We start from the raw sequence: 20977 nt of genomic DNA on the forward strand, positions 1-20977 counted from the left end.
TTCTGCCCCGGCAACCTAGAGCCATTCCGGGGGCTTGACCATAGGGGCGATCCGCTTTTCGACATCGCGATCCTAAAGCAATACGGCCCGACACTCCGAGATTCTGCGCGCCAACTGCTGTTCGGCCCCTTCGGCGATGCGCGCGTCGAAGCTATAGTCCATATCGGCCAGCAGGTAGGCGACTTCAACCCAGCCGCGCACACGCCACCGTTTGGGCTGGTGTTCTTCGATACCCTCGGACAGCGCCCACGGCAGAACCGCTTCCAGCATTTGGTCGAACTGTTGCTGCAGATTTGCGGCAGGCGCATCTTCGTCCCCGATGCGGGCCCGTTGGCGGGCCGCTAGCGCTTCCAACCGGCCAGAGCAGACAGCAAACAGTTCAGCCCTGTCAGACGTTGTTGTCGGCAATGCGGTAACAGGAGAGGCGAATGCCCAGACAGTTGTTGTTGCAATAAGAGGTGTTTTCCAATGTACCATGCATTGGATATGATATAGATGTAATTTGTATAATCAAGGTATATACAAATCACGGTTTCGCCAGTGACCCATCCGCCACAATCGATGCTCATTGATTGCTTTTGGTACAGCATTTATTGCGCATGTTACTTGCCTTTTAGTCATTGGTGTCCTCGGCGCGTTTTGCGGCCGGTTGATTACTGCAAGTCTCAGCTGAGTTTGGCAAGTTCGGCCCTGAACGGGTCCGGGTGGTGCCTGCAAAAAGCCAGTAAGGACAGGTTCCGGTATTTCAGACAACACTTGCGGCATCATGTCGACCATTTTGGTGGGCGGCAGAAACACGACGGCCAGCCTGAGAATTCAGGCTGGCCGTATCTGAATCGTTTGTTCTTTTTTGGGGTGTTAGCCCAAGCTCGCGCTTGCCGCGCTCTCTGGAAGTTCCTCATCAAAGCAGCGCTGATAGAACTCGGCCACGGTCTGGCGTTCCAATTCATCGCATTTGTTCAGGAAGGACAGGCGGAACGCGTAACCAACATCACGGAAAATCTCGGCGTTCTGGGCCCAGTTGATCACTGTTCGGGGGCTCATCACCGTGGACAGGTCGCCGTTCATGAAGGCGGTTCGGGTCAGGTCGGCGACGCTGACCATCTGGCTGACGATCTTGCGACCTTCAGCCGTGTTGTAATGCGGGGCCTTGGACAGAACAATCATCGTCTCGGCGTCATGGCTGAGGTAGTTCAGCGTCGCGACCAGCGACCAGCGGTCCATCTGAGCTTGGTTGATCTGTTGCGTACCGTGGTAAAGGCCCGTCGTATCCCCAAGGCCAACGGTGTTGGCAGTGGCGAACATGCGGAAATACCGGTGAGGTGTCAGAATCTCGTTCTGGTCCAACAGGGTAAGGCTACCGTTGGCTTCCAGTACGCGCTGCAGCACGAACATCACATCTGCACGGCCGGCGTCATATTCGTCAAACACGATCGCGACCGGGTTGCGCAGGGCCCAAGGCAAAATGCCTTCACTGAATTCGGTGATCTGCACGCCATCACGCAGTTTGATCGCATCCTTACCGATCAGATCGATCCGGCTAATATGGCTGTCGAGGTTGACCCGCACCGCAGGCCAGTTCAGACGCGCGGCGACCTGTTCGATATGGGTCGACTTACCCGTGCCGTGATACCCTTGGATCATCACGCGACGGTTGTGGGTAAAGCCCGCCAGAATTGCGAGGGTCGTCTCAGGGTCAAACTTGTAGGTCTGATCAATCTCGGGGACCCGTTCGGTCACTTCATAAAAGCGTTTGACCTGCATGTCGGTGTCGATGCCGAACACGTCGCGAACCGAAATCTCTTCTGAGGGATGTGCATTTGCGTCAATCGGCCAATCCATGCCTGTCGTCCTTATTCCTGGTACCGCAGCCTCGTGCGGGTTTTCGAACCTGTGTTTGGTGCAACATATTGCGGGCAAGGGCAAGGGAAAGAGGTACGAGTTTGAGCTGAGGCGGATGTTTCTTTGAAACTGGCCTTATTGATATGAAACGAAGTCACACTCAGTCTTTTTCTGCCCAGAACTCAATCCTCGAGTTGCTAAAATATGACTGCAAATCTTGGGCCAATGATTTCCTTTCAATGCTTACATTGCAATAGAATTATGTGATGGTTTAATATCACTAAAAGCCTGCACACAATGAGTTCCCAGTTTAACGTTTCCCGTTTGAGGTTCAAATGGCACTGACAATTTTAGGCCCGACTTCGCTTTCGATTCCCAGTGGGTCGACCTCTGTCGCTCAGCAATACATAGCAACTAAAGCCGGAGCTTCATGGACTGTTGTCGTTTCGGGGACCGGCGGATTAGACGAGTCCGATTACACGGTTTCGATTTCATCAAGCGGACTTTTGACCGTCGAGTTAACTCCGGGAACCTATATTCCGCCAAACACTCAACTTACTCTCGAAATATTTGCCTCCACGGGGCCCGGTAACGGCAATAACGATTCCCTTATCGTGACAGTCTCACTTCCAGAGGGGACAGTGCCTTGTTTCGTTAAGGGTACTTTGATCGAAACCGAAACGGGCCGCTGCCTCGTGGAAGAACTGTCCGTTGGGGACAAGGTGCGCGTTTCTAGCGGCGAATTGCTACCCATTGAATGGATCGGTGAAAAGACAATAAGCGTCGAAGAATTGAATAGGGCCCCTCGCTTGCGTCCTGTTTGCATTAAAAAAGGAGCGATAGGGAAAGGCTTGCCTGATCAAGATTTGTATGTGTCGCCGCAACACAGAATTGTTCTGGAAGGATGGCGTGCAGAATTTTTGTTTGGTGAGCCCAAGGTTTTCGTGGCAGCTATTCATTTGGTGAACGACAAAACCATTCGCCAGGTGAACGCATCTGAACCCGTAACCTATTTCCACATTGCATGTCATCGGCACGCGATACTGATGTCGAATGGTTTGCCGACTGAAAGTTTATTTCTGGGAGACATGGCGCTGCAGTCTTTTGGCCGTGAAGACGTGGAAGAGCTCTGTATGATTTTCCCCGAAATACGTAATTCCGCAACCGCGAAGGAACAAACGCGGCTGCGTTGCCTCAAGCGACCAGAAGCAGTGGCTCTACGCAATATGTTCGTGCATTAATTCAGCTACTTAAAGTTCCGGCTGTCCTTGATCTGATCCCAGGCCCAGACAACCTCTTGCAGTTGTTCTTCCTGGCTGCGGTCACCGCCGTTCATATCGGGGTGCAGCACCTTGATCAGCTTCTTATATGCTTTGCGAACTTCAGCTTTGGTCCAGCTGTCATTGGCTTCAAGGATTTCAATCGCGCGGCGCTCGGTCGGGGGCAGGCGACGACCGCCGCTGCCTGCGGTGCGGCCTTTGTTTTGCGTGCTGTTTGCACCCAGAACCTGATGGGGGTCTTCAATACCAAGACGGGCCCAGGCACGGGCCTCGGGGTCACCCATGGGTTTTGTTTCGCGTTCCCAGACCTTGTCTTTGGATCGCTGCGCGTTCAGCTCGGCCTCGGTCGTGCCGTCGAAGAAATTCCACTTCTGGTTATATTCGCGCACATGCTGCTGACAGAACCAAAAGAAGTCATCCAGCACATCCGGCGCTTTGGGGGCGCGGAACTTGCCCGGCTCGTCACAGCCTTCATGGTCACAGATTCGGACCGAGGTCTCGGATGCGCCCGACATCCCCCGACGTCCGCGCGGGTTCTTTTTCTTGGCGCTAGAGACGGACATATCGAATCCAAAGGGGTCTGATTTCGTCATTCTGTGATCCTTAAGAACGCATCTTCTCGACTCGGAGGCAGCAGTTTAGTCTAAGCTGCCGAAAGTAGAAGAGGGGAGGCGGTAAAATTTTTGCCGCTGAGCGTAAAAATGACCGTGACTGACGAAATCCGCACTGCCTTGCAATCCGCCTTTGACCCGCATGAGCTGGAAGTAGTGGATGACAGCGAAAGCCACCGGGGCCATGCGGGCTTTCAGGAAGGTGGCGAAAGCCACTTTAACGTGCGCATCCGTGCGGCTGCGTTCGAAGGCCAATCCCGCGTCGCCCGCCACCGCGCTGTTCACAAGGCACTGGGGGAAATCGTCCCGCGTATCCACGCGCTGGCGCTGGACATAGGGGTATAGTGGTGCGGTCTCGACCGCGCGGGGCGCTTGGAATTCGAGATTGGGTATCCGACTGAATTCGACTTCGTCAATTCACAGTTACCATGCAAACATCGTGTTTCAACTTCCGCTCTTCAGAGAGATAAACTCTTCGGACCAAAGACATCTTTCCCGGCCTTGAAGCGATTACTTCGAATTCTTCGACGTCAGTTAAGCCAATTTTTTATGGCGTGGTTATTTCAATCGGCGGCAAGTTCTGCGTAAATCGGCCTGAAGAAAAGTTGATGTTATTTCTGTATTTTGACAGTTCTAATTGTGCTTTGCTACCTTGGCCAAAGGTAAGATTTTTACCCTCAGTATCTTTGCAAGATTCAATGAGCTCTGTCTGGTAATCTTATGTGGTCGACGTACTTTTAGATACCTCGACGTTGCATATTCCCCCTATTCCTCCAAACTTTGATTGATCTTCTGGGTGCCAAACATAGTTCGCCCAGCCCGGGGTTTGTCCGCGCAGTTGAATCAGCTCAGTGGTAACTGGAGCGACGGCCAATACAGTCTTGGGAACGCCACTGATTTCGACAAGGTCGTAGGGGGGCTCAAATATTTGAACGTGCCCCGGCGTCAGCGTCTCGACACCTGCAATTTTTTTGAGATCGCATTCGCCAACTTGCGAAGCTATAGGGTCATAAATAGTTGGGTCGAATTGGTTGGCTTTGACCAAGCAAATGTGCACAATCGAGCCATCATCCTGTTTGAACACGAGTTCGGTCTCTGTGCCCGACTTGTTAACAGTTTGGCTGGCCCCCCCCTGCCGAATAAACCCCCCGATAAATGCCCGCATAGACGAGCGCACCGTTCCCATGCCGGATGGTTGGGTAAACCGTTAGGTCACCTCCTTCAGTTTCGATTGAGGAATAAGGGACCGGAGGAGTCACCAAGCCAAAGAAGCCAGCAATAACGGTCCCCTCAGCATCAATATTTGTCACGCAGTTAGGAGGGGTGTTCGCGCCCGCATCAGCGTGCAGCTGACCGGTGAACATCAAAGTGAAACAAACGCAAAGTGTTGAAACAAAAGAATGTGAAATCAAAAATGTCCGATTGGCAATGCTGTTCATTATTTCTCCGGCGGTGCGTCGTCCGAACTGGAAACTGTTTCCAAGCCCTTCAATGACAGCGGCGGCTCTTGCACCTCTTCCGCAATCGGGGCTGGGGCCACGACCATTTCGGGGCCCGGAACAGGCTGGGCCAAGGGTACGCCTTCGGGCGTTTCTGTCGGGCTGCGAGTGGTGACAAAAGTCAATTCGATTTCGCGCCGGAACACCAGCACGTTTCGCCAGTTCACGGTCGAACTGGTAAAGCCTGCGCGTTCTTCACTGGGTAGAAGTTCTGCGCGCTGATATTCCCAGCCGTCCTGACCCATTTGGTTCAGCACCTGTTCGATCGAGGCCGCAAACCGGCCTTCGGCGGTTTTTGCGCCCTTTGATTTGCCGCTTTTCTGCGGGGCGGGGACAACTTTGTATTCGTAGCGCGGCATCGGATCTTCCTACCTGTTCGTTCCTGGCAATCTAGCATGTTGAGGCCATTGGGAAAGTCTCCTTCGCGCCGTGCCCGGCGTGTGTTGCCCGGACACAGCGCAAAAGAAGGGCGGCAAAGGGGATGCCCTCTGCCGCCCTTTGCATCAAATTCAGTTGGTTCAGTCGCCCAGTTTCTTGGCAACCAGCTCGTTCACGGCCTTGGGGTTGGCCTTGCCGCCGGTGGCTTTCATCACCTGACCAACGAACCAGCCCGCCAGTTTCGGGTTCACCTTGGCTTTTTCCACTTGCGCGGGGTTGGCGGCGATGATCTCGTCCAAAGCGGCTTCGATCGCGCCGGTATCGGTGACCTGTTTCATACCGCGCTCTTCCACGATCTGCGCCGGGTCACCGCCTTCGGTGTAGACGATCTCGAACAGGTCTTTGGCGATCTTGCCCGAGATGGCGTCCGAGGAAATCAGATCAATGATCCCACCCAACTGCGCAGGCGAGACCGGGCTGTCGGTAATGTCATGGTCTTCTTTCTTCAGACGACCGAACAGCTCGTTGATCACCCAGTTCGCGGCAAGCTTACCGTTGCGGCCTTTTGCGACCTCTTCGAAATAGGCGGCGCTTTCCACTTCGGCAGTCAAGACCGAAGCGTCGTAGTCGGTCAGGCCAAACGCCTCAATGAACCGCGCCTTTTTGGTATCGGGCAGTTCGGGCAGTTTGGCGGCGATGTCATCGACCCAGGCTTGTTCAATCTCCAACGGCAGCAGGTCGGGGTCTGGGAAATAGCGGTAATCATGCGCCTCTTCCTTGGACCGCATCGAGCGTGTCTCACCCTTGTCCGGGTCATAGAGGCGGGTTTCCTGCTCGACCTCACCACCCGCTTCGACGATGGCGATCTGACGGCGGGCTTCGACCTCAATCGCCTGCTGAATAAAGCGCATCGAGTTCATGTTCTTGATCTCACACCGCGTGCCCAGATGCGAGAAATCCTGCGTTTCCTGGTATTTCTCATACGCGCCCGGCAAACAGATCGAGACGTTCACATCCGCCCGCAGGTTGCCGTTCTGCATGTTGCCGTCGCAGGTGCCCAGATAGCGCATGATCTGGCGCAGTTTGGCGATATAGGCGGCGGCCTCTTCGGGGCCACGAATGTCGGGCCGGGACACGATCTCCATCAGGCAAACGCCGGTCCGATTCAAGTCGACAAAGGACATATGCGGGTCCATATCGTGGATCGATTTGCCTGCGTCCTGCTCCATATGGATGCGTTCGATCCGCACCATGCGCGCGGTACCATCGCCCATCTCGACCAGCACTTCGCCTTCGCCCACAATGGGGTGGTACAGCTGGGAAATCTGGTAGCCCTGCGGCAGGTCAGGATAGAAATAGTTTTTGCGGTCAAAAGCCGATTTCAGGTTGATATCCGCCTTCAAACCTAGCCCGGTGCGCACGGCCTGTTCCACGCAATACTCGTTGATCACCGGCAGCATTCCCGGCATAGCCGCGTCCACAAAGGCCACGTTCGAATTCGGCTCGGCCCCGAACTGGGTCGATGCGCCAGAAAACAGCTTGGCGTTCGATGAGACCTGAGCGTGCACCTCCATCCCGATCACCAGTTCCCAATCGTGCTTGGCACCGGCAATGGTTTTGATTTTGGGCATTTCGTATGTCTGGTCGAGCATGGCGCGCCTCTAATTTCCGCAGAAGTCTAGGCTTGCGTATTAGGCCCGGCGCGCCAAAGGGGCAAGGGGGAATTCAGTGACTGGAGAGGTGTAGGCCCGTTGAGGTGAAGGTCACATCCATACCGTTGCGTAGTTCTTCACTAAACAGGTTGCCAATCGCCCGCAGCGCGTCGCGGTGACCGCGTGCCGCAAACCGTTCAGTCGAGTTGACGCGCGCCGCGTTGTTAAAGCCGTTGGCTGCATGTGCCCAGATCAGCGGGTGCAATTCGGTCAGGTGATCGCGGATCAACCAGTTTGCGGCCTCGTGGATTTGAGCGCGAACAGCGTCCGCCTTTTCATTCCGGCCAATGCCACGCTTGATCGTGATCGCGCAGTATGCCGCCAGCATATTTACCATTTCTTGATCGGGGCGGTTGCTCAGAATGTCATGAAGGCCTTGCAGGAAGTATTCGACATCCAGCCGCGCACAGGCTTCGTCATCCAGCACGATCGCGTCGAACTGCGCCCAAGTGTAACCACCTGCGCCCCAGATATCATGAGTTCTGGCGGCGTTGCGCAGGGCTTGGACCTCAAGCTCTTCGTAGCTGCCGAACCAGCGCGGCAGCAGATGCGTGCCCATAGCGCGCATATGGCGTTGGTTATGGGGATCCAGCGTAATCAGGCGTTCGTATTTGTCGGCCACACGAACATGCGTCTTACGCTGTCCGGCCAGCAGAGCACAATCGGCCGCTGCAACCAAAGGGCTGTCCCGCGCGGCCTCACGGCATTTCGGAAGGATCGCGGCGGCGCGGTCGAAATGAGCTGCGCAACGCGACTGATGCAAAGAGGGCAACTTGTCTTCCGTGGCCGTCCCGCGCCATGCCCACGCGATGTCGATATGGGCCAAAGCAACGACGAGAGCGATCATCGCATCGTCCGCGTTGTCGCGCATTTCGTCTTCTAACTCCGAAATACCACCCAGCAGGTCGTAGTCGCGCACTTCTTTCAGGTCCGACAGGGCATGCTCGACGGCCAAAACCACGTCCGCACGAGCACCAAACGCCAGTAGATCGGCGACCGGCATTCCATCTGATGCCGACTCGCGCGCATCGTCGGCCGCCTTCATCTGCCGAGACAACTCGGACCACCTTCCCTGTCGGGCCAGATGGCGGCCGCGTTCAATCGCATCACGGCCTGCGATGTCCTCGGAACGCGCATCAACGACAGGAATATTCACTTGGCCACGCTGCGGAAACACCGCAGACACATCTGGCGCCAGACACAACTCCGGGTGGATTTGGGGGACAGATGCGCTGGGCGCGTTGGACTTGAAGAACCGCAACATGGTAAAACTCGGTAACTGTAAAAACTGGTAACGTTGGACTTAATCTTTCTCCTGATTTTACTCAAATTCAAGATTCAGGGGTCGTTTAGCGCTAAATTCGTGAACAATCCAGGTTGGGTATCCGGATTACCCCTAAAATACAGTAAAATGATGCCGTTCAACCCGTAGCCCGGTGGCCTGCAGAACCTGCTCAAACACGCGGTGCGGAGGGGTAGATTCATCAGGCAGGCGAATCTTTTTCTCGGAATTCAAGACCAGCGATACACGCACTGAGAAATCCCAGCGCGTGTCCATTCGAACGTGGTCAATATCGGCAAGATTGACCTCGGCCTTGCGCGGTCCGGTGAACCAGCTCAACGTATCCTTCCCCACCGACAATCCGGCTTTGGTACCCTGCACAAAGTCCCAAACAGCGGGTAGAGTGGTCAGGGCCAGCGGAGCGATCAGCCACCATACCGCGTCAAGCCACACGACCAGAGCGATCAACGCGCTGTAGATGCAGAGCAGGATCGCCAAAACGCGCGGCGTTCTGTTCTTCCGGGTGAACGTGTAAGGCGTCATGCGTCCAGGATGCGTGACACCATTTCGGTCGTGTCCCGCGACAGGTTGGGCGTCTCCGCGATGCGGGTTAACTTTGCGCGCATCAGGGCCTGACGATTGGTGTCATAGCGTTTCCACGTCTGGAAGGCCGAACACATCCGTGCCGTGGTTTGCGGGTTCACCGGGTCCAGTTTGATCAACCAGTCCGCCAGCAGGGCATAGCCCGCGCCATCGGCCCGGTGGAACCCGGCATGGTTCATCGCAAGCGCACCCATGACGGCGCGGAAGCGGTTGGGGTTTTTCCAGTTGAAATCCGGATGCTCGGTCAGATTGCGCGCCACATCCGCCGTCGCATCCGGTGCGGCCATCGAGACTTGCAGGCCGAACCATTTATCCATCACCAACCGGTCGTGTTGCCATTGGTCATAGAATGCGGCCAGTTCGGCCTCGCCCTTGCCAGCGCGCAGCAGGTAGGACAGGGCGGTCAGTTGCAGAGTCATGTTGTCGGCGGTCTTGTATTCCTCGGCGGCCTTGGCGCCCCCGTCCAGACGTGAGGTCAGCGCCAAAGCGGCCCCGCCCAACGCGCGTTTGCCCGATTGATTGGCACCCGGGTTGTACGGAGCATCAATCACGGTCTCGCTGTGCAAACGCGGCAGCAGGTCCTGTACGTGCTGTGCAGTGACCTGCCGCAGCGTCTCGACGGCGGTCCAGATCGCCATCGGATCAGGCGTTTCGCCATTCTCGTGCAAGGCAGCCGCCAATTCCGATTGCGTCGGCAGGCCCAGCATCAGTGCGCGGTAGGCCGGGTCCAAGTCACCATCGCGCAGCACAGCCATAAGACCATCCAGATAGTCCGCGTCGGGGGCTGCATCGGATTGGATCATGTTCAACAGCGTGTCTTCGGCCAGCGAGCGCCCGGCTTGCCATCGGTTGAACGCGTCCGTGTCATGGGCCAGCAAAAAGGCGCGCTCTGCGTTGCTTTGATCCTGTTCCAGGATAACCGGGGCCGAGAAATCCCGCAGGACCGAGGCCGTTGGTTTGGCCGCCAGCCCGGTGAAGGTGAAACTTTGGCTGGCTTCGGTCAGTTCCAGCACCTCAGTCGCGCGGACTTCATCACCGTTGGGGCCCAGAAGGCCAACGGCCACCGGGATCACCTGCGGCAGCTTTTCGTCCTGACCCGGCGTGGGCTCGGTGCGCTGCGACAGGGTCAGGGTGTAGGTGCCGTCTGCCCATTCTTCGGCCACCGTCACACGCGGAGTGCCGGATTGGCTGTACCAGCGTTTGAACTGGCTCAGATCGCGGCCCGTCGTATCCTCGAATACCTTGATCCAGTCTTCGATCGTGCAGGCTTGCCCGTCATGGCGGTCGAAATACAAATCCAGCGCCTTGGTATAGGCTTGATCACCCACCAGCCGTTTCAGCATACCGATAATTTCTGCACCTTTTTCGTAGACTGTAGCGGTGTAGAAATTGTTGATCTCTTGAAAGCTTTCGGGCCGGACAGGATGCGAGAGCGGCCCGTTATCCTCGGGGAATTGCCGGGCGCGCAGGTCGATGGCGTCGTGGATGCGTTTGACCGGGGCCGAGCGCATGTCGGACGTGAACTGCGCGTCGCGGAACACGGTCAGGCCTTCTTTCAGGCACAGTTGAAACCAGTCGCGGCAGGTGATGCGGTTGCCGGTCCAGTTGTGGAAATACTCATGAGCGATGATCGCCTCGATCCGCTCAAAATTCATATCGGTCGAGGTCTCGGGGCTGGCCAACACGGCGGAGGAGTTGAAGATGTTCAGCCCCTTATTTTCCATCGCGCCCATGTTGAAGTCATCGACAGCCACGATGTTGAACACGTCCAGATCGTATTCACGGCCATAGACGTCCTCGTCCCATTTCATCGACTTTTTCAGCGCCTCCATGCCAAAGGCGCATTTGCCCTCGTCACCGGGGCGGACCCAGAGGTTCAACTCGACGTCGCGCCCGGACATGGTAGTGAACTGGCCGGGATGGGCAATTAACTCGCCCGCGACAAGCGCGAATAGGTAGGCAGGCTTGGGCCACGGGTCGGTCCATTCGGCCCAGCCTTCGCCTTTGTCGCTTGGGTTGCCGTTGGACAGCAGTACCGGCAGATCGCCATTGATGCGCACGGTGAAGGTGGACATCACATCAGGGCGATCGGGGTAGTAGGTGATCTTGCGGAACCCTTCCGCCTCGCACTGGGTGCAATACATGCCGTTCGACATATAAAGCCCCTCAAGCGCGGTGTTGTTGCCAGGGTCAATCTCAACCTCGGCCTCCCATATGAAGGGCGCGTCGGGGGCGGGGGCGGTCAGGCCTTTGTCGGTCACCTCGGGCGTGATCTGCACCCCGTCAATGGAGGCGCGGATCAGGGTCAGCTCTTCGCCGTGCAGGAAGAATGTGCGGTCCGTGGCATCAGGGTTGGGGCGGAAAGCAATGCGCGATGTAACGCGGGTGGCGTGCGCTGCCAGATCGAAGGTTAGATGCACGCTGTCCACAAGATAGCCAAAGGGCGTGTAATCTTTCAGATAAATCGTCGTAGGGGCAGCGTCGCGCATCTGGGCCTCGCATCGGTTGGAGTTTGAGGCGACGTTATGGTCTGTGGCAATGGGCTGCAAGCGGTGTCGGAGCCCAACCAAAAGTTGGTCACGAATTTTTGGTAAGTTTTTTTTACCGAAATTGTTTCGGCACGTTGCCTATCGGAAACTTTCACTCTAAATGCTGGCTGCACACAGTGGTGCACAAAAAGGCGGGAGGAACACTATGACCAGCAGACAGACACGCAGCGGGCTTCAAGTTGATACGGTTCTGGCCGAGTTCATCGAAGACAAGGCGCTGCCTGGCACCGGTGTTACGGCCGATGCGTTCTGGGATGGTCTGTCGCGGATGGTGTCCGAGCTGGGCCCAAAAAACCGCGACTTTCTTGCCAAGCGTGAAAAGATGCAAAGCCAGCTGGACGCATGGCATCTGGACCGCAAAGGTCAGGACCACGACGCCAGCGCCTATCAGGCATTCCTGCGCGAGATCGGCTATCTGGTCGAAGAGAGTGACGATTTCCAGATCGAAACCACCAATGTCGATCTCGAGATCGCCTCGACACCCGGCCCGCAGCTGGTTGTGCCGATCACCAATGCCCGTTTTGCACTGAACGCCGCCAACGCACGTTGGGGCAGCTTGTACGATGCGCTGTATGGCACGGACGCGATGGGCGATCTGCCAGCCGCCGGAGGGTACGACGAGGCGCGTGGTGCCCGTGTGATTGCATGGGCCAAAGGTTTTCTGGACGATGCTGTACCGCTGGCTGCAGGCTCGTGGGCCGATGTGTCCGATCTGCGGGTCGAAGGCGGTGCGCTGGTACCTGCGCTTGCCGGCGCTGCGGCATTTGTCGGCTTTGGCGGTGAGGCTGAGAAGCCTGATTTCGTTCTGCTGAAGAATAACGGGCTGCATGTGAAAATCGTTGTCGATGCCTCTAGCAACATCGGCGCGACCGACCCGGCTGGGATTGCTGATGTTCATCTGGAATCGGCGCTGTCCACGATCATGGACTGCGAGGACTCGGTGGCCTGTGTGGATGGCGAAGATAAGGTCGTGGCCTATAGCAATTGGCTGGGCCTGATGAAAGGCGATCTGGCCGAAGAAGTGACCAAGGGCGGCACCACCTTCACCCGGAAACTGGCTGACGATCTGACCTATACCACCGCAGGCGGCGAACAGGATGTGCTGAAAGGCCGCTCGCTGATGCTGATCCGCAACGTGGGCCACCTGATGACCAACCCCGCCGTTCTGGATGGTGAAGGCAATGAGATCGGTGAGGGCCTGATGGATGCGCTCTGCACCACGCTGATTGCGATGCATGACCTGCAGCGTGAAGGTGGGAATTCGGTCAAAGGCTCGGTTTATGTGGTCAAGCCCAAGATGCACGGGCCAGCCGAAGTCGCTTTCGCGGTCGAGATTTTCGATATGGTCGAAGACATCCTTGGCCTGCCGCGCAACACCGTTAAGCTGGGCATCATGGATGAAGAGCGCCGCACCTCATCCAACCTGAAAGAATGCATCCGCGCCGCGAAATCTCGCGTGGCCTTTATCAACACCGGTTTCCTTGATCGGACCGGGGATGAGATCCATACCTCTATCGAAGCAGGTCCGATGCTGCCCAAGGGGGACATGAAAGTGACGCCTTGGATTACATCGTATGAGGATCGCAATGTCGATATCGGTCTAGCCTGTGGTCTGAAAGGCAAGGCGCAGATTGGCAAAGGCATGTGGGCGATGCCCGACCGGATGGGCGATATGCTGGATCAGAAGATCGGCCACCCGAAATCTGGCGCGACTTGCGCGTGGGTGCCGTCGCCGACCGCTGCAACTCTGCACGCCACGCATTACCACAAGGTCGACGTTTTGGCCCGTCAGGACGAACTGGCCGCAGGCGGCGCGCGCGGAACGCTGGACGACCTGCTGACCGTGCCGCTGCTGGGAGGCCGCAACCTGAGCGAGGACGAGATCACCCGCGAAATCGAGAACAACGCGCAGGGCATTCTGGGCTATGTCGTGCGCTGGATTGATCAGGGTGTGGGCTGTTCGAAAGTGCCGGATTTGAACGATATCGGCCTGATGGAAGACCGCGCAACCTGCCGGATTTCGTCGCAGGCGCTGGCCAACTGGCTGCTCCATGACGTGGTGAGCGAAGAACAGGTGATGGCGGCGATGCAGAAGATGGCCGCCGTGGTGGATCGGCAGAACGAAGGCGACCTGAGCTATCGCCCGATGGCGCCCGGTTTTGACGGTGTGGCATTCCAGGCAGCCTGTGATCTAGTGTTCAAAGGCCGGGTTCAGCCTTCGGGTTACACCGAGCCGGTTTTGCACGCCCGCCGTTTGGAGTTGAAAGCGAGCTTGGGTTGAACGGATAGGGTCGGAGCGAGGAGGCTGTCTGCCCGCTCCCGCTCCCCCGAGGATATTTTTGGCCAGATGAAAGGGATCACGCATGGCTGTTACATTGCGCAAGGCGCGCACGATTGTGCGCAAGGCTTTGGAAAAGGGCCGCGAATTGGAGCTGAAACCCCTGTCAGTTGTTGTTCTGGACGCCGGTGGTCATGTGATCGCCTTTGAGCGCGAAGACGGTGCCGCGCCCGGTCGTTTTGCGATTGCGCAGGGAAAAGCCTATGGGTCGGTCATGCTGGGCATGGCAGGCACCGCGCAGATGGCCCGGGCCGAGGCGCAGGCGTACTTCATGGCCGCTGTGAACGGTGTATATGGCGGGCAGGTTGTGCCTGTGCCGGGCGGCGTATTGTTGCGCGACAAGAAAGGGGCCGTGATCGGCGCTGTTGGCGTGACCGGCGACACCTCGGACAATGACGCGATCGCGGCGATGGCGGGGATCGAAGCTGCCAGCCTGATCGGCGAGGTTTGATGAACCTGCCGAAGGGCCCCTGGGCCCTTCGACTTTCGGTGTTCGTGGAATGCCTCACAAATGGTCATTTGACTGTTTCTTGTTCCCCTTGTGCATAAGTGAACAATTGCCTGCGCTGCCACACAGGGGCTGTGCTATTGCGCGCTGCTGTGACGGCGGCTAGCTTTCCCGAAACGCAAAAACAACCGGGAAAGAAGAATGCCTCGACCTATTGTGGGTATTATCGGCAACTCATACTTGTTGGATGATCAATACCCGACCCATGCCGGTGGGACCATGAATTCGGACGCGGTCGCGAACGTGTCAGGCTGTTTGCCGATGCTAATTCCGGCTGATCCCCGCTACGTTTCAGTGGAAGAATTGCTGGACGTCTGTGACGGCTTTTTGCTGACCGGCGCGCGCCCGAATGTGCACCCCGAGGAATATGGTGAGTCCGCAACCGATGCGCATGGCGATTTTGATCGGGCGCGGGATGCGATCGCACTGCCGTTGGTGCGGGCCTGTGTCGAAAGGGGCCAGCCGTTCTTTGGCATTTGCCGCGGGTTTCAAGAGGTCAACGTGGCGATGGGTGGAACACTTTATCCCGAAATTCGTGATCTTCCGGGGCGGATGAACCATCGCATGCCACCGGATGGGACGTTGGAAGAAAAGTTTGCGCTGCGCCATATCGTGACACTGTCCGAAGGCGGCGTATTTCACCGTTTGATGGATGCGACCGAAGTCATGACGAATACTCTGCACGGGCAGGGGATCAAGACGGTCGGGCATCGGGTTGTGGTAGATGGCCACGCGCCGGATGGAACGCCAGAAGCGATCTATATAAAGGACGCCCCGGGTTTTACGCTTTCGGTGCAATGGCACCCGGAATGGGATGCCGAGAACGATCCGGTCTCGCGCCCGCTGTTCAAAGCGTTCGGAGAAGCTGTTCATGCATGGTCTGCTGGCTCTAAGGCCGCGACGCTGCAGCAATCGGCATAGAAGGCGTGCGCCGGTCCAGGAGAGAAGAACCAGACCGGCGCATCGCGATCAAACCAGCAAATCGAACTGATTGATCAGTGGCAGGGTGCGTGCGCGCTCGCCCGTGAGGTCGAACAACGCGTTTCCAAGTGCAGGCATTGACGGAGGTGTGCCAGGCTCACCCACGCCTCCCAGGCGCGCGTTGGTTTCGAGGATACGTACCTCGGTCACCGGAGCGTTGTGCATGCGCAGCGCGTCGTAATCGGGGAAGTTGAATTGCTCTACTTCTCCGTCCGCAAACGTGATTTCACCCATAACGGCGGCCGACAAGCCGTACATCATGCCACCGAACATCTGCGCCTCGACCGTGCCTGGATCCAAAGCGATGCCCACGTCGCAGGCGATCCACGCTTTAGCGATGCGAATGGTGCCGTCCTCGTCGACCACTTCGATGACCTGAGCGACCGGAGTGCCAAAGCTGTAGGTCATGGCGACGCCCTTTCCGACACCGTCTGGGGTTTCTCCGGTCCAGCCGGACATCTCTTTCACGGCTTGCAGAACACCTGCAGCTGGGGCGAATTCGGCCTTGGCCAGCTCCAGCCGGAACTCTAGCGGGTCGCGGCCAGCGGCATGAGCCATTTCGTCCATGAAAGTTTCGTGGAAGAACCCGTTATGGCTGTTGCCGACCGAGCGCCAGAAGCCTACTGGCACGGCCAGATCGGCGATGTGGCCGCTGATGCGGTAGTTCGGTACTGCGTAGGGCTGGTTGAACAACCCCTCGACAAGAACCTTGTCGGGGCCGCCGCCCGGCAGGCCAGTATAGCGTTCAACTGCTTGCTGCGTGCTGGATTGCGACGCCACCTTACCGTCGATCCGAACGGCAGTGCCATCCTTGACCGCTCCGCGCATCCGGGCGATTGCACCGGGGCGGTAGTAATCGTGACGCATATCCTCTTCCCGGCTCCAGGTCGTCTGAACCGGAACATTGGGTACCGCCATCGCAACTTTGGTGGCGATTTCTGCAAAGTCCAGTTCACCACGGCGACCGAAACCGCCCCCTAGATAGGTGGTATGAATATCGACCGCCTCGGTAGCCAGATTGGCTGTATTCGCGGCGCGGATTTGGATCAATGTCGGTGCCTGGTTGCCACACCACAGGTCTAGCTTGGTGCCAGTGAACAGGGCCGTGGCGTTCATCGGCTCCATTGTGGCGTGGGCCAGGTACGGCACTTTGTATTCTGCCGAGATTTCTGTCGCGCCGTCGGGCAAAATGTCCACGTCGCCATCATCGCGCATGGTCGAGTTTGGCGCGTCGTCAAACGCTTCGGCAATCTTGGAAAACAGGCCGTCGGTTTCGGGGGGGTAGGGGGCGTCACCCCAGTCGATGTCGATGGCTTCGACCGCCTGTATGGCAAGCCAGGTGTTGCTTGCGACCACCGCGACACCGTCGCCAAGATTGACGATCTTTTCGACGCCGGGCATGGATTCGGCTGAACTGGAGTCATATCCCTTCATTGTGCCGCCCAGCTTCGGGTTTATTCGAACGGAAGCGAACTTCAAACCCTCGGGTCGCACGTCGATGCCGAACTCAGCTGTGCCGGTGGATTTCCCTACCACGTCGACACGGGGTAGGTTCTGACCCAATAGGCGCCAGGTCGATGGGTCGCGCAATGCAACGTTGGGCGGTTCGATTTGACCAGCGGCTTCGGCGAGCTCGTGATAAGAAATGCGCGTGCCATCCGGCGCGATCACTGCGCCGCGTTCGGTTTTCAATTGTGCCCGATCCACGCCCAGCCGATCAGCGGCGACCTGCTTAAGCGTCTCACGCGCGGTGGCACCGGCTTCACGCATCCGCTCGAACCCGTCTTTCATAGAGGTCGAGCCACCTGTCACTTGAAGGCTCAGCGGTTTGCCAAGCACGCCAAGGGCCTCGCCCAGGTTGTGCTGGAACTCGCTGGCGTCATAGCCCTTATTTGGCAGCCCCTCGGCCATGAGTGCCGAGTTGTAATAGGCAGCAGCCGCAGGGCCGTGCAACACGCGGATCTCGTCGATCTCAACATCAAGCTCTTCGGCAATGAGTGCGGCCCACGTGGTCATAACGCCCTGTCCCATCTCGGCACGCGGAGCAAACAGGGTTACTCCCTGCTGGTCTATCAGGACAAAGGGGCTAAGGGCGGTCTCTCCTTTGCCGGGTCGCAGCGGGTTCGCGGCCGGACGCGTGACGTAATAAGCGCCAAAGGCGACACCGCCGACAACGGCGGCCGAGCCGATAAGGAACGTACGACGGAGGATTTTTCCAACAGACGCCATGGTTTATGCCTCCTTCAGTTTGGAGGCCGCGTCATGGATCGCAGCCCGGATGCGCGGGTAAGTGCCGCAACGGCAAAGGTTTCCTTGCATTGCGTCATCAATATCGGCGTCCGTCGGCGTTGGATTTTCGGCCAGCAGCGCCGCGGCCTGCATGATTTGACCTGACTGACAATAGCCGCATTGCGCAACCTGATGATCGACCCATGCCTGCTGGATCTTGGCCATAGCAGTTGGTGTGCCAAGCCCTTCGATCGTGATGATGTCGCCCCACACATCTGACAACGCAACTTGGCAGGACCGAACGGCCTCGCCGTCAATGTGAACGGTACACGCGCCGCACGCTGCAACGCCGCATCCGAACTTTGTGCCGGTCAGTCCAAGCTCATCTCGCAGGACCCACAAAAGAGGGACGTCTTCAGGCAGGTCGACCTGATGTGACGTTCCGTTGATCTTCAGATTGGTCGCCATTGCGCTTCCTCTTGCCTTGTAGCTGTCGTTAATTTCTGACATAGTTAGCTGAATATGTCAGATGGTCAACTGACAAAATGGGTAAAAAATGTCAAAAGCTACACTGGAAAATTATGTTTTGGATGATAAGTGCCTGACTATATTGGATTCGGCGCTTCAAGCCTTCTCGGCTTATGGGTTCAAAAAAACGTCAATGGATGACATCGCCAAAGGCGCGGGTATGTCCCGACCTGCCCTGTACCTGCATTTTCAAAACAAAGAGGCCATCCTGCGCCAACTGACACATTTGCACTACGAGCGTAAAACGGCCGCCGTTGCCGAAGCGCTGAATATGGAGGGATCAGTTTCACAAATCATCGGAAATGCGATCCATGTGCAAACGGATGGCATGGCCGAGATCATGTCCTCGCCCCACGGGCTAGAGCTGCTGGATGCCAGCGTGTCCACTGCCGCCGATATCGTGACACAGGGTGAGGCGCAGTTGATGGCGCTTTATGCTGACTGGCTGCGGCGCGAGGCAGAAAAGGGGCGGGTGCGTTTGTTCGATGGGCCAAGGGAAACAGCCAAGATGATTGCCTCAGCGCTGCGCGGGATAAAAACCTCGGCCAGCGATTATCAGGAATTTATCCGCTCAAACTCTAATCTTGCCACGGTTATTGGAGCGGGAATCGAGGTTACGTAACCCGCTGGCGCGTTTTGTACTCTGGCGTATCCCATAGTCGGTTCGTCATTATGTCGGTAAGAATTTTGACAGCGCTCTCAACGTCCTGCGCGTCTATATAGAGCGGGGTGAACCCGAACCTCATGATGTCAGGGGCCCGGAAATCTCCGATCACACCGCGTGCGATCAAGGCCTGCATGGCGGCATAGCCTTCGGCAAACCGGAAGGAAACCTGACTGCCACGTTGGGCCGGATCACGCGGGCTTGCCAAGGTCAGGTCGGGGCATGTGGCCTCGACCCGAGTGATGAACAGCTCGGTCAATTCGATAGATTTCGCGCGCACATCCGCCATATCGGCCATGTCCCAGATTTCCATCGCCGCTGATAGCGCCGTCATTTGGATGATCGGAGGAGTGCCGACGCGCATCCGCTCGATCCCGTTACCGGGGCGGTAGTCCAGATCGAATGCGAACGGGGCTTCGTGCCCCAGCCAGCCCGACAGGGCCGGGCGTACGCGATCCGTCAAACGGGGCGCGACATAAATGAATGCGGGCGCGCCGGGGCCGCCATTGAGATATTTATAAGTGCAGCCCACCGCGAAATCGGCGTTGCAACCGGACAGGTTCACCGGAATTGCGCCGGCGGAATGGGCCAGATCCCAGACCGTCACGGTACCCTTTGCATGGGCCAGTTCGGTCAGTGACTTCATGTCGTGCATCCGGCCGGTGCGGTAATCGACCTCGGTCAGCATCAAAACCGCTATGTCCTCGGTGATGTGTGCGGCGACATCTTCGGGGGCGACAACGCGCAACTCATAATCCGACCCAAGCGAGCGCAAAAGGCCGTCGACCATATACAGATCCGAGGGAAAGTTGCCGCTGTCTGACAACACTACTCTGCGATCCGGGCACAGCTCCAGCGCCGAGGCGACGGCCTGATACACCTTGATCGACAGCGTGTCGCCAGTCACGACACTTCCCGGTTCCGCTCCGATCAGCCGCCCGATGCGATCGCCCAGACCTGTGGGCAACCCCATCCAGCCGGCCTTGTTCCAGCCAGTGATCAGCATCTGACCCCACTCATCCTCTATCATGCGGGCCACGGTTTTCCCGGCGGCTTGGGGCAGGGGGCCCAGAGAATTCCCGTCCAGATAGATCACTCCGTCGGGTAGCTCAAAAAGGGCTTTGGTCGCGGCAAAATCGGTCATCGCAGGGAGTGGCCTTGTGTTAAGAATGCGTCTTTTTCAATGGCGTAACCGATCCTGAATTCTCTGTCCATTGATGCGACATCCCGCGCTTTTGCGAATCCGGCCTTAAAACGGTACGAGGACACGCAGAAGCGACGTGCCGTTGCATGTCGTCCGCTGCGGAGGCTGCCAATGCGCTGGGTCGATATACCACCTGTCTGGCTTGTCGGGTTTGCATGTGTTGCCTGGCTCCAGGCGCGCCATTTCCCGATGGGGTTGTCCCTGGACAGCGGCCTGACCGATTTGCTGAGCGGTATTTTGATCGGCGGCGGCATCTTGCTGGCGGTTCTGGCTGTGGCCGAGTTTCGTCGTTTCAAGACAACAGTCATTCCGCACGAAACGCCCTCGTCTTTGGTGCAGTCGGGCATCTACTCACGCAGCCGAAATCCGATCTATCTGGGCGACGTGTTGATTCTGGCCGGTCTGGTTCTGCGCTTCGATGCAGTGCTGTCGCTGGCCCTGATTCCGATCTTCGTCTGGTTGCTGGAGCAGCGCTTTATCCTGCCTGAAGAAGATCGAATGCGGCGGAGTTTCCGCACTGATTTCGCCCGTTACGAACGCAAAACCCGCAGGTGGATTTAGAGTGGCCAAGGCAATGACACAGCGTCACGGATGCTGCGCTTGCGAAATAATGTTGCGTCAGCTACACAGCGTGCTTATCAAACATATCCGATGAACCGCTCGGACCGAGTGAAACTTAGGGGGACTGCCAGTGAAGCTAGGCACACCAAAGGAAATACTGGACGGTGAGAACCGGGTCGCGATGACGCCCGAGTCCGCTTTGCAGTTG

19 protein-coding genes are annotated in these 20977 nt (G+C 57.4%); 7 read left to right on the forward strand and 12 right to left on the reverse strand.

Translation table 11 applies throughout. From position 1 onward, the window contains the following. Nucleotides 1-72: 72 nt before the first annotated feature. Together AC2FNR_RS21915 and cobS are read right to left on the reverse strand one after the other, a co-directional pair. Entirely contained in the window at nt 73-477 is a 405-nt protein-coding gene (locus AC2FNR_RS21915) for a hypothetical protein (protein ID WP_170753034.1), read from the reverse strand. Nucleotides 478-858: 381 nt separating this feature from the next. After that, nucleotides 859-1842: a cobaltochelatase subunit CobS gene (cobS, locus tag AC2FNR_RS21920; RefSeq protein WP_170352574.1), complete on the reverse strand. Its 984-nt coding sequence runs from the start codon at nt 1840-1842 to the stop codon at nt 859-861. Nucleotides 1843-2177: 335 nt separating this feature from the next. Here cobS and AC2FNR_RS21925 point away from each other — a divergent pair, with 335 nt between their 5' ends. Continuing rightward, nucleotides 2178-3083, forward strand: a complete 906-nt coding sequence (locus AC2FNR_RS21925) for a Hint domain-containing protein (RefSeq protein WP_496851447.1) — start codon at nt 2178-2180, stop codon at nt 3081-3083. Between the two features lie 5 nt (nt 3084-3088). Here AC2FNR_RS21925 and AC2FNR_RS21930 read toward each other — a convergent pair whose 3' ends face one another. Then, nucleotides 3089-3715: a J domain-containing protein gene (locus tag AC2FNR_RS21930; protein WP_170352576.1), complete on the reverse strand. Its 627-nt coding sequence runs from the start codon at nt 3713-3715 to the stop codon at nt 3089-3091. A gap of 108 nt (nt 3716-3823) precedes the next feature. On the opposite strand from AC2FNR_RS21930, the gene AC2FNR_RS21935 reads away from it, so the two are divergent. Further along, nucleotides 3824-4078 (forward strand): BolA family protein, encoded by a 255-nt coding sequence (locus tag AC2FNR_RS21935; RefSeq protein ID WP_496851449.1) that lies wholly within the window; start codon nt 3824-3826, stop codon nt 4076-4078. 373 nt (nt 4079-4451) lie between these two features. On the opposite strand, the gene AC2FNR_RS21940 is transcribed toward AC2FNR_RS21935, so the two are convergent. The 6 genes from AC2FNR_RS21940 to pepN form a co-directional block, all read right to left on the reverse strand. Next, the gene (locus AC2FNR_RS21940; protein WP_496851450.1) at nt 4452-4898 is read right to left on the reverse strand and encodes a hypothetical protein; all 447 of its coding nucleotides are present in this window, start codon (nt 4896-4898) and stop codon (nt 4452-4454) included. 273 nt (nt 4899-5171) lie between these two features. After that, nucleotides 5172-5591, reverse strand: coding sequence for a DUF4177 domain-containing protein (locus AC2FNR_RS21945; protein ID WP_170753027.1), 420 nt, complete (start codon nt 5589-5591; stop codon nt 5172-5174). A gap of 159 nt (nt 5592-5750) precedes the next feature. Continuing rightward, nucleotides 5751-7262, reverse strand: a complete 1512-nt coding sequence (gene gatB / locus AC2FNR_RS21950; protein WP_496851452.1) for an Asp-tRNA(Asn)/Glu-tRNA(Gln) amidotransferase subunit GatB — start codon at nt 7260-7262, stop codon at nt 5751-5753. 73 nt (nt 7263-7335) lie between these two features. Further along, a complete protein-coding gene (locus AC2FNR_RS21955; RefSeq protein ID WP_496851454.1) occupies nt 7336-8586 on the reverse strand; it encodes a hypothetical protein in 1251 nt (416 codons plus the stop codon). A gap of 132 nt (nt 8587-8718) precedes the next feature. Further along, the gene (locus AC2FNR_RS21960) at nt 8719-9147 is read right to left on the reverse strand and encodes a hypothetical protein (RefSeq protein WP_496851456.1); all 429 of its coding nucleotides are present in this window, start codon (nt 9145-9147) and stop codon (nt 8719-8721) included. Beyond that, nucleotides 9144-11696, reverse strand: a complete 2553-nt coding sequence (pepN, locus tag AC2FNR_RS21965) for an aminopeptidase N (RefSeq protein ID WP_496851458.1) — start codon at nt 11694-11696, stop codon at nt 9144-9146. Before pepN ends, AC2FNR_RS21960 begins: the two co-directional genes overlap by 4 nt. A 205-nt stretch (nt 11697-11901) precedes the next feature. Here pepN and AC2FNR_RS21970 point away from each other — a divergent pair, with 205 nt between their 5' ends. The 3 genes from AC2FNR_RS21970 (at nt 11902) to AC2FNR_RS21980 (ending at nt 15523) form a co-directional block, all read left to right on the forward strand. Then, on the forward strand, nt 11902-14037 hold the full coding sequence (locus AC2FNR_RS21970; RefSeq protein ID WP_496851459.1) for a malate synthase G: 2136 nt from the start codon (nt 11902-11904) through the stop codon (nt 14035-14037). An 82-nt stretch (nt 14038-14119) separates the two neighbouring features. Continuing rightward, nucleotides 14120-14545 (forward strand): GlcG/HbpS family heme-binding protein, encoded by a 426-nt coding sequence (locus tag AC2FNR_RS21975; protein WP_496851461.1) that lies wholly within the window; start codon nt 14120-14122, stop codon nt 14543-14545. A 198-nt stretch (nt 14546-14743) separates the two neighbouring features. Continuing rightward, complete coding sequence (locus AC2FNR_RS21980) at nt 14744-15523, forward strand: gamma-glutamyl-gamma-aminobutyrate hydrolase family protein (RefSeq protein WP_170753022.1); 780 nt, start codon at nt 14744-14746, stop codon at nt 15521-15523. A gap of 48 nt (nt 15524-15571) precedes the next feature. On the opposite strand, the gene AC2FNR_RS21985 is transcribed toward AC2FNR_RS21980, so the two are convergent. Both AC2FNR_RS21985 and AC2FNR_RS21990 read right to left on the reverse strand, forming a co-directional pair. Beyond that, nucleotides 15572-17812: a xanthine dehydrogenase family protein molybdopterin-binding subunit gene (locus tag AC2FNR_RS21985; RefSeq protein WP_496851463.1), complete on the reverse strand. Its 2241-nt coding sequence runs from the start codon at nt 17810-17812 to the stop codon at nt 15572-15574. Between the two features lie 3 nt (nt 17813-17815). Next, on the reverse strand, nt 17816-18280 hold the full coding sequence (locus AC2FNR_RS21990) for a (2Fe-2S)-binding protein (protein WP_496851465.1): 465 nt from the start codon (nt 18278-18280) through the stop codon (nt 17816-17818). An 88-nt stretch (nt 18281-18368) separates the two neighbouring features. Between AC2FNR_RS21990 and AC2FNR_RS21995 the strand changes: the two genes are divergently transcribed. Further along, nucleotides 18369-18962 carry a TetR/AcrR family transcriptional regulator gene (locus tag AC2FNR_RS21995; RefSeq protein WP_170527522.1) on the forward strand — a complete coding sequence of 198 codons (594 nt, stop codon included), beginning with the start codon at nt 18369-18371 and terminating at the stop codon, nt 18960-18962. Here AC2FNR_RS21995 and kynU read toward each other — a convergent pair. Continuing rightward, complete coding sequence (kynU, locus tag AC2FNR_RS22000; protein ID WP_496851468.1) at nt 18955-20148, reverse strand: kynureninase; 1194 nt, start codon at nt 20146-20148, stop codon at nt 18955-18957. The two genes, AC2FNR_RS21995 and kynU, sit on opposite strands and share 8 nt — an antisense overlap. A 171-nt stretch (nt 20149-20319) precedes the next feature. Between kynU and AC2FNR_RS22005 the strand changes: the two genes are divergently transcribed. Next, the gene (locus AC2FNR_RS22005) at nt 20320-20769 is read left to right on the forward strand and encodes a methyltransferase family protein (protein ID WP_234899413.1); all 450 of its coding nucleotides are present in this window, start codon (nt 20320-20322) and stop codon (nt 20767-20769) included. Nucleotides 20770-20977 lie beyond the last annotated feature (208 nt).

The sequence above is a fragment of the Ruegeria sp. SATB045 genome, assembly GCF_059613525.1.